Source organism: Maribacter litoralis (assembly GCF_003075045.1).
GTDB classification, from domain to species: domain Bacteria; phylum Bacteroidota; class Bacteroidia; order Flavobacteriales; family Flavobacteriaceae; genus Maribacter; species Maribacter litoralis.
In genome coordinates, this window is the sequence record NZ_QCZD01000001.1 from 1,622,096 (window position 1) to 1,631,545 (window position 9,450).

9 protein-coding genes are annotated in these 9,450 nt (G+C 38.7%); 3 read left to right on the forward strand and 6 right to left on the reverse strand.

All coding sequences use genetic code 11. From position 1 onward, the window contains the following. Nucleotides 1-24 precede the first annotated feature (24 nt). From DCS95_RS07265 to DCS95_RS07285, 5 genes are read right to left on the reverse strand one after another with little or no spacing between them, the layout of a single operon-like run. Nucleotides 25-1,488, reverse strand: a complete 1,464-nt coding sequence (locus DCS95_RS07265) for a UDP-N-acetylmuramoyl-L-alanyl-D-glutamate--2,6-diaminopimelate ligase (protein WP_116770084.1) — start codon at nt 1,486-1,488, stop codon at nt 25-27. Next, complete coding sequence (locus tag DCS95_RS07270) at nt 1,485-3,491, reverse strand: penicillin-binding protein (protein WP_116770085.1); 2,007 nt, start codon at nt 3,489-3,491, stop codon at nt 1,485-1,487. The genes DCS95_RS07265 and DCS95_RS07270 overlap by 4 nt, the downstream gene beginning before the upstream one ends. Beyond that, on the reverse strand, nt 3,491-3,832 hold the full coding sequence (locus DCS95_RS07275) for an FtsL-like putative cell division protein (protein WP_407658169.1): 342 nt from the start codon (nt 3,830-3,832) through the stop codon (nt 3,491-3,493). The genes DCS95_RS07270 and DCS95_RS07275 overlap by 1 nt, the downstream gene beginning before the upstream one ends. Further along, entirely contained in the window at nt 3,819-4,721 is a 903-nt protein-coding gene (gene rsmH / locus DCS95_RS07280) for a 16S rRNA (cytosine(1402)-N(4))-methyltransferase RsmH (protein ID WP_116770086.1), read from the reverse strand. The genes DCS95_RS07275 and rsmH overlap by 14 nt, the downstream gene beginning before the upstream one ends. Continuing rightward, nucleotides 4,711-5,184 (reverse strand): division/cell wall cluster transcriptional repressor MraZ, encoded by a 474-nt coding sequence (locus DCS95_RS07285; protein WP_116770087.1) that lies wholly within the window; start codon nt 5,182-5,184, stop codon nt 4,711-4,713. The genes rsmH and DCS95_RS07285 overlap by 11 nt, the downstream gene beginning before the upstream one ends. Before the next feature lie 262 nt (nt 5,185-5,446). Between DCS95_RS07285 and DCS95_RS07290 the strand changes: the two genes are divergently transcribed. Both DCS95_RS07290 and yihA read left to right on the forward strand, forming a co-directional pair. Beyond that, complete coding sequence (locus DCS95_RS07290; protein ID WP_116770088.1) at nt 5,447-6,211, forward strand: alpha/beta fold hydrolase; 765 nt, start codon at nt 5,447-5,449, stop codon at nt 6,209-6,211. Between the two features lie 11 nt (nt 6,212-6,222). Beyond that, a complete protein-coding gene (gene yihA, locus DCS95_RS07295; RefSeq protein ID WP_116770089.1) occupies nt 6,223-6,843 on the forward strand; it encodes a ribosome biogenesis GTP-binding protein YihA/YsxC in 621 nt (206 codons plus the stop codon). A 697-nt stretch (nt 6,844-7,540) separates the two neighbouring features. On the opposite strand, the gene DCS95_RS07300 is transcribed toward yihA, so the two are convergent. After that, nucleotides 7,541-7,918, reverse strand: a complete 378-nt coding sequence (locus DCS95_RS07300) for a GTPase (protein ID WP_116770090.1) — start codon at nt 7,916-7,918, stop codon at nt 7,541-7,543. Between the two features lie 195 nt (nt 7,919-8,113). Between DCS95_RS07300 and DCS95_RS07305 the strand changes: the two genes are divergently transcribed. Beyond that, nucleotides 8,114-9,232 carry an FRG domain-containing protein gene (locus tag DCS95_RS07305; RefSeq protein WP_116770091.1) on the forward strand — a complete coding sequence of 373 codons (1,119 nt, stop codon included), beginning with the start codon at nt 8,114-8,116 and terminating at the stop codon, nt 9,230-9,232. The last annotated feature ends 218 nt before the right edge of the window (nt 9,233-9,450 follow it).

A 9,450-nucleotide genomic window follows, 5' to 3' on the forward strand; every position in this document is an offset into this window, starting at 1 on the left:
TTTATTCTTGCTTCTAAGCTTTGGTTATTTATCTAGGCTGTTCAACAGCTCTTTTACTATTTTAAAATCGTCGAAATCTACACGCTTACCATTGGTCTCTTGATAGGTTTCGTGACCTTTACCGGCTACCAATATGATATCGTTGGCATCTGCCAATTGACAGGCCGTTTTTATCGCCTGTTCCCTATTTTCAATGGACAGCATTTTTTTGACGTTCTGCGGCTCGACCCCCGCTTCCATTTCGGTGATGATTTCCGTGGGCGATTCCGTTCTAGGGTTATCGGATGTAAAAATCACTTTGTTACTCATCTCAGAGGCGATATTACCCATTACCGGACGCTTTGATCTGTCTCTATCGCCACCACACCCCACAACGGTGATGACGTTTTCATTTCCAGTTCTCAACGTGTTGATTGTCTCAAGCACATTTTTTAGGGCGTCCGGCGTATGGGCATAATCAACTATTGCCGTAATTCTATTTTTTGATATATAATATTGAAACCTGCCGTCTACATTTTCCAACTCGCTTATAAGGCGCAGGGTTTCTAATTGATCCAATCCTAATAAATCTGCAGTAGCGTAAATCGCCAGCATATTATAAGCATTGAAATAACCTATTAGTTTTGACCACAACTCGTTGTCATTGATTTTCAACAATTGACCATCGAACTGGTTCTCTAAAATCTGCGCTCTATAATCAGCATAGTTCTTTAGCGCATACGTTGCTTTTTTAGCTTTGGTATTCTGCAACATGACCAAGCCATTCTTATCGTCAATATTGGTCAGCGCAAAAGCCGTTTTAGGCAATTGATCGAACAATATCTTTTTGGTATCGCGATATTCTGCGAAGGTTTTATGATAGTCTAGGTGATCATGGGAAAGATTGGTGAAAATTGCACCTGCAAAAGCTAAACCTTCCGTTCTTTTTTGATGAATTCCATGAGAGCTTACCTCCATAAAACAAAACTCTACACCGGCATCGTTCATCAATTTTAAATGCTTATTGATCACCAATGCATCTGGTGTGGTATGTTTGGTAGGAAATTCGGTATCGTCTACCATTATTTTTATGGTGGACAACAACCCTACTTTATACCCTGCTTTTTTGAACAATTGATACAACAAACTAGATACTGTGGTTTTACCATTGGTACCGGTAACACCCACCAATTTTAAATTTTTAGACGGCGTATCGTAGTAGTTTGAAGCCATCAATGCCAATGCTTGATTACCACTTTCTACTTGTACATAGGTTACATCATCTACCATTTCTTTTGGCAGCTCTTCACAAACAATCGCCCTTGCACCAGCTTTTACAACCGCATCAATATATTTATGGCCATCTGTAACCGTACCTTTAATTGCAACAAAGGCATCAAATTTTTGTACTTCACGAGAATCGAACTGCACTGAAGCTATATCACAAGTAGTAGTACCGCTAACAGCAGTAATACGCACTCCATATAATATGTCTTTCAATTGCATCATATCAACTCCAATACTATTTTTTTCACCGCTTTTAAATCCGTACCCGTAGAAATCGATTGGCGTTTAACCTTTCCGTTCCCTTTTACTTCTACCTCAATACCTAAATTTTCTAAAATTGCTACGGCATCCATACCGCACATACCTTTTACATTTGGTACCGCTGCATATTTTTGCTGCGCCTTTTTATAATAGCCACTATGAGAATCTTCATTATCTGCCACCAATACATCTTTTACATCCACCTCACTTGTTAAAGGAGATGTAGCATATACTTTCTGTGCAACCGATTTAAATACCGGCCCTGAAACATCGGCACCGTAATATCCCACACCCTTATCTGGCTTATGGATAACCACAATACACGAGTACTTTGGATCGTCTGCCGGAAAATAACCCGCAAAAGATGAAATGTATTCGTACTTAGACCTATCCTTAGACACATAGTTTGTCTGGGTAGTTCCTGTTTTTCCTGCCATGGAAAAATTCTTGGAATACATACCATGACCGGTACCATGCTCTTTCTCTACCACATTTTTAAGTATCTGCTGTACTTTCTTCACGGTGGACTGCGAACAAATAGCAGGGTTCAATACTTTTTTATCGAACTTCTCAATGGTCTTATCCCATTCTTTTACTTCTTTCAATAATCTTGGCTTTACCATTTCACCATCATTGGCGATAGCATTATAAAAAGCCAAAGTCTGTAACGGAGTCATAGACACCTCGTACCCATAAGCCATTTGCGCCAATGACAACCCAGACCAACCTTTATCACCAGGGTAACGTAAAACCGGTTTGCCTTCACCAACAACCGGCAAGCCCAGTTCTTTATGAATGCCCATTTCCATTAACCTGTTTACATATTTCTCGGGATCGTTCTTGTAGCCTTCATGCACCATTTTTGCAAATGCAACGTTAGACGACACTTCAAATGCCTTTGACATGGTAATTTTTCCATGACCACCACGCTTGGTATCCTTTATTCTATGTCTATATAATTTCCATGACCCTTTTTCGGTATCTATTACAGTACTGGTATCTATTATCTTATCTTCTAAAGCAGCTACCAAGTTCACCAACTTAAATGTTGACCCAGGCTCGTGAGATTCACCTATGGCATAGTTTAAACGCTCATAATATTTACCCTCTGAAGTCTGCCCTAAATTGGAAATCGCTTTTACCTCACCGGTCTTCACCTCCATTACGATTACCGTACCGTGGTCTGCCTGGTATTTTTCCAATTGCCCCAAAAGTGCATGGTGCGCTATATCTTGTATATTGATGTCAATGGTAGAATACACATCATAACCATCTTTTGGCTCAATGATATTATCGTTACCGATTGGCTTCCACTGTCCTTTGGCGATTTTTTGCTTTAAACGCTTACCAGAAATTCCCCTTAAATATTCTCCAAAGGCACCTTCCATTCCCACACGGGTGTAATAACCGTTTTCATCTACACGCTCATAACCAACACTACGCTCGGCTATTTTACCTAGCGGATGCTCTCTTTTGGTTTTCTGCTCAATGATCAAACCTCCTTTATAGGCACCTTTATTAAATAGCGGCATCTTTTTAACCGCCATATAATCTGAATAATCCAAATTACGCACGATCAATGCGTATCTATTTTTATTCTCTCTTGCCTTTCTTAATATTTGCTGATAATGAGAAGATGTTTTCCCAAACTGCTTTGCCAAGGCATCTGCCAACGGCTTTACATTTTCCTTAAAATCTTCGGCACTAACCGTTACGGCATCAAAACGGATGGTGTATTTAGATACCGAAGTCGCCAAAAGGCTACCATCGTCAGAATACAAATTACCCCTGTTGGGCTCAATGGTGAACATACGCTCTGTTCGCGTATCTGCCAATGCCTGGTATTTTTCGCCATCTACAATTTGAATAGAAACCAGCTTGAACAACACCGCGCCCGCAAAGAGCACCATGCAACCCGCCACTATGTAGAGTCTTTTTAATATGCTTTTATCCGTTACCGCCATTACTCCTCTTCATTTAAAGATTTCACTTTAATTTTTTGCGGGGGAGTTTCTGAAGGAAATAATCCTTTTGCCGATATTTTACCGGTAATGTTCGATTCTAGCTTTAATTGCTGCACATCTGATCGCATATCGACAAATTCGTTACGCAATTCTTTCACCTCTTCGTTCAACAATGCAATACGGTGTACTTTTTGATCGGCGCTGTGTGAGCTACTGATCATTACCGTTGCCAAAAAAGAAATGAAAATAATGAACAGCCAATTTTTAGGGGCGTCACCGCTCACCAAAAATTTTCCCTTCAATAGGTCAAATACACCTGTTTTCACTTTACTTTTCGCCATTGCGTTCTGCTATTCTCAATTTGGCACTACGTGCTCTGTTATTAACTTTTATCTCTTCTCTGGTCGGAACTATCAATCCTCCAACCTTTTTTAACGGTACATCTATATTCCCGTAAAAATCCTTTTCTGGCTCTCCTTCAAATTGACCGGCCCTTATAAATCTTTTTACCAACCTATCTTCTAATGAATGGTAACTTATAACACTTAGTCTTCCCTTCTCTTTCAACAACCCTGGCACCTGCTCCAAAAACTCTTTGATCACCGCGATCTCTTGATTCACCTCTATGCGAATCGCCTGATATATCTGCGCCAATATTTTATGTTGCCTATGCTCTGGCAAAAACTGCTTCAACACCACCTTTAAGGCATCGGTAGTCTGTATTGGCTCTTCTTCCCTACTGGCAACGATCACCTTTGCCATAGCGTTGGCATTTCTGATATCGCCATATTCGAACAACACCTTTCTCAAGTCGTCATACGAATACTTGTTGACCACCTCAAAAGCAGACAGCGTATTACGCTTGCTCATTCGCATATCCAGATCCGCATCGAAACGGGTTGAAAAACCACGTTCCGCTTGATCGAACTGATGCGATGAAACTCCAAAATCTGCCAAGATTCCATCTACTTTTCTAATGCCATAGAACTTTAAAAACTGGGTGATGTATCTAAAATTTTCCGCAATTAGCGTAAATCTTGGATCACCTAACGCGTTTGCCTGCGCATCTTCGTCTTGATCAAAGGCATATAACTTGCCTTCTTTACCCAATCTTTTCAATATTTCTTTAGAGTGACCGCCACCACCAAATGTCACGTCTACATATATACCGTCTTCTTTGATGTCCAACCCATCTACTGTCTCTGTCAGCAATACCGGATTATGATACATCTTTATCTTCTTTTTTGTTCAGCATTACACGCTTCACCAAATTCTTCTTCTCTTCCTTAGATATAGATATGGTAGCTTCGTACTCTTTCACATCCCATATCTCCAAATGCTTGCGCATTGGCACTATCTTCACCTCTTTTGTAATTCCAGCTAAAGAAATCACGTCTTTTGCCAATAAAAGCCTACCGGTACCATCTACCTCTACAGGTCTTAGCCCATCCATAAAAATTCTTTGAAAAAGTTGGCTTTCTTCATCAAATCGATTATTCTGGTCCATTTCCGCCATGATTTTATACCATTCTTGAGCAGGATATAATTCTAGGCATTCGTTGTAGTACGACTTTTTAATAAAAAAACCTTCATTTAAGATCGGAGTCATTTGATTGCGCAGCGCAACAGGAAGCATGATACGCCCCTTGGCATCGGCCTTGCAGTTAAATGTCCCAAAGAAATAAATGTCCAAAATGGATAGGTTTTATTTATATAACTCAAATATATAAATATTATTACCACATTTTACCACTAAAAACCACTTTGTTAATAAATTACCCCTTTTGTGAACCGTTTTTGCCACTCATCGGATTTTTTTGATCAGATTTTACCACTTCACCTTTATTCTGGGGAAAATCGAAAGTTGATGTAATCATAAAACCACCTTATCGAAAAGAGTTGTTTGCTATTCTCTGTAATTACCTATATTTGGGCAATTATGATGAGTAGTGCGCATGGAAAACGAATTGATTAACGAAGGTGGCTTTAAGTATATAGAGAAAGGTGAAGGAAAACCCATAATTATTCTTCACGGACTTATGGGCGGACTTAGTAATTTTGAAGGGGTAACCTCTTATTTTCCTCCAAAAGGATACAAAGTACTTATACCTGAACTTCCGCTATATTCTATGCCAATGTTGAAGACAACGGTAAAGAATTTTGCAAAATATCTTAAAAAATTTATAGATCATAAAGGGCTTGAAGATGTTATTCTTTTAGGCAACTCTTTAGGTGGCCATATTGGTCTTTTACATACCAAACTTTACCCAGCCAAGGTTAAGGCATTGGTCATTACCGGTAGTTCTGGGCTCTACGAAAGCGCCATGGGCGACGGTTACCCTAAACGTGGTGATTATGAGTTCATTAAAAAGAAGGCTCAAGATGTTTTCTATGATCCAGAAGTTGCTACCAAAGAAATTGTAGATGAAGTTTTTGCCACGGTCAACGATCGTGTTAAATTGGTAAAAACCTTGGCGATCGCCAAAAGTGCCATTCGCCATAATATGGCACAAGATCTACCAAGCATGCAAACCCCTACTTGTATTATTTGGGGTAAAGATGATACGGTTACTCCGCCAGATGTTGCAGAGCTTTTTGACGAGCTGCTACCCAATTCCGATCTTTTTTGGTTGGATAAATGTGGACACGCACCTATGATGGAGCACCCAGACCAGTTCAATACCATTTTAGATGAATGGTTGACCAAAAATAATTTTTAAATACCCTACGGATGAAAATAAAGTCGGCCGACTTTGTAATGAGCAATTCCGATGTTACCAAATGCCCAAAGGAGCCATTGCCCGAGTATGCCTTTATTGGTCGTTCTAACGTAGGTAAGTCTTCTTTGATCAACATGTTGACCGAGCGTAAAAGCTTGGCAAAAACCTCTGGTCGCCCCGGAAAAACCCAACTCATCAACCACTTTAAGATCAACGAGAATTGGTTTTTGGTCGATTTACCGGGTTATGGTTACGCTCGTGTTTCCAAAAAAGACAAAAACACCTTTCAAAAATATATTACCAATTACTTTTTACAACGAGAGCAATTGGTTTGTTCTTTTGTGCTCGTAGATATTCGCCATGATCCACAACCTATAGATATGGAATTCATGCAGTGGATGGGTGAAAACGGAGTACCCTTTGCCATAATTTTTACAAAGGCCGATAAATTAAAGCCAAAAGCCATTGAGCGACAAGTAAACCAATACTTGAACAAACTCACCACGGACATGTGGGAAGAAGCTCCACCGCACTTTATCACCAGCTCTAGCCACCGCAGCGGCCGCGATGAAGTATTAGCATACATAGACGAGATAAACGGGCAGTTTTTTGAGGCAACGAAGAATGGTTGATGGTTGTTCGTTAATGATTGTTCGTTTTTTTAACGCTGCGCGTTTTTTGTATTAAGTACTTGTTCTAGTATTCAGTTGGCAGTGACAGTTGGCAGTTTTTTTTTAACGCTGCGCGTTTTTTGTATTAAGTATTAAGTACAAAGTACATAGCTGTTTGTGTTAGTTCTTCGTGCTTCGTACTCAGAGCTGTTCGCTTTATGCTATTCGCTTTACACTGCACATCCACTACTTAATACTTAATACTTTGTACTCTTTAATTACTTACGACTTAATACGCTGTACTTTTTACTCTTCTAAAACCGAAATATCACTTCGAGCGCAGTCGAGAACTTTGGAACATGAATCACTTCGGCTACGCTCAGCGACCAACCGACAACCAAATACATAACACACATTCAACAGATTGCCACGACGCGAAAAGCTCCTCGCAAAGACGTTTGCAAATCATCGTCATAGCGAGTAAAGCGCAGCTATCTGCTTATTTGGAACACGTATCTCTAAGACTACGTTTAACAACAGACAAAACGTATTGTCAGTTCGAGTGGATTTTATACTGTAGCAGAGCGGAAGTAAAAAATTTGTATCGAGAACCCTCGCGTGTACCGAACCTGTTCTCGATACAAATTCCTCGTTCCTCGTAATTCACTCGAACTGACAGTGGAGTCTTATAACGAAAACAATTGAAAACCGAAACTGCTTACTGAACACTGAAACTGCCTACTTCACCAATAAGATTCTCCACCGTCTCCATAACGTTCAACTTCTCGGCAGACACCAACACCTCTAGGTCATGATCCGTTTCTTCTAATATAATAGGATAGGTAAATGCATGCCCAAATTTGCTTTTATAGTTTTCTTGGAATTCATCTTTATGAAAGAATTCTAACTCGTAGCCTTTGGCTAACAAACTTTCCCTAAACCCTTTCCACTGTTTGTTCTCGGTAAAACTACCATAAGTTAAACTGCAGAGATTGCAGTTATAGGTAGCTGGGTTAATGATTTTATGGGCGAAATCTAGCATTTTACTACCCGTATCGCTATTGGCATTATAGATAAAAAGAATTTTCTTTGGCATGACCATTTGGTCGTAAAAATACCCAAACCATACATATTTTTTTGACCAGTTATGGTTTCCCGTAAAGGAGTGTCATTTCAAAATTGTAAGTTTATTCTTTAGTGGTATATTAGAAGTGTAATTACACATATTTCTGAATATAGGGGAATATGCGTAATTGTGCACATATACAATAGTTGGCGGTAATTTGAACAAATGAGAAGCATAGAAGGAAAATTAACTCAAGAAATTTTAGATTTTATTGGTGGAGACCCAAGAACGGTTGCTTCCAGTAATGCTTTTCCAATCAAGACATTTCGTGAATTAGTTGAAAAGACCGCACAATTAGCATATTTGAATAAAGACCATCTTCTTTTTTACAGAGGACAGAATTCTGATTATAGAAATCGTGGAGGAAGTTCAACTTTTTATCCTTCAATTTACCGAGGAGACTATTTACAACAAAGAGAAGTAAATAACCGATTTGATATTCTTAATGGAGCTTGTAAAAGTTTGACTGACTTATTCGTTAATCAAAAAGTAGAAGGGTATAAAGAACTGAAAAGAAAAAAATATATTCAATGGAGCGTTTTACAGCATTATGAGGTTTGTGCAACGCCACTTCTTGACTTTACTCATTCATTAAGAGTAGCTTGTTCTTTCGCTTTACAAGATAATAATAGCGATAATGCTTATATTTTTGTTTTTGGCTTACCATACATTACCAATAGAATTTCTGTAAACTCGGAACACGATTTAGTAAATATTCGTCTTTTAAGTATTTGTCCACCACACGCACTTCGTCCATATTTTCAAGAAGGTTATTTAGTAGGTACAGAAGACATAACAACTACTTACGACTCAAAATCGGAATTAGACTTTAATAATAGACTGATTGCAAAGTTTGAGATTCCGAACTCTGATGACTTTTGGGGCGAATCATTTGACCAAATTCCAAAAGACAGTTTGTATCCTGATAATGACCCAATTTGGGAATTAACAAAAGAAATAAAAGACCTTGCTGACAGGGAACTAAAAGCAGGTGATTTAGGAGAATTCTTAAAACTATGGTCTGAATTAGAAGAAACAGTAGTTAATAAAGTTAAACGAAGAACTGATAGATTTATGTCAGTTAGAGAAGCAATCAGACTTCTTTATGACCAAGGACAAATAACAAAAGAGTTGCTTTATGAAATTGACAGATTGCGTAAATTCAGAAATCAACTTGTACATACACCGAAAAAAGTAAAACCCGGAATGGTTCAAGAGTTTATAGTTGAATTAGAACGGCTAAATGAAGAAATAAAAACTACCGCCAACAATGGCTATAAGTAATTGCTTGTTCTCGCCTACTTCTGAAAATCCTCGCGGATTTTCAGTTTGGTGTGTACTTGCAAAGTTAAGTGCTAAACCACGCAACTACTCATAGGTACTGTGTCAAAAAACAAGTTTTTTCTTTAATAATTTAGGAAACAGATTGATTTATCAAACTGTTATCCCGCGCAGCAAGGGCTTCATGCTTTTGCTGCTTTTTTATTTCAAATTCAGCATCA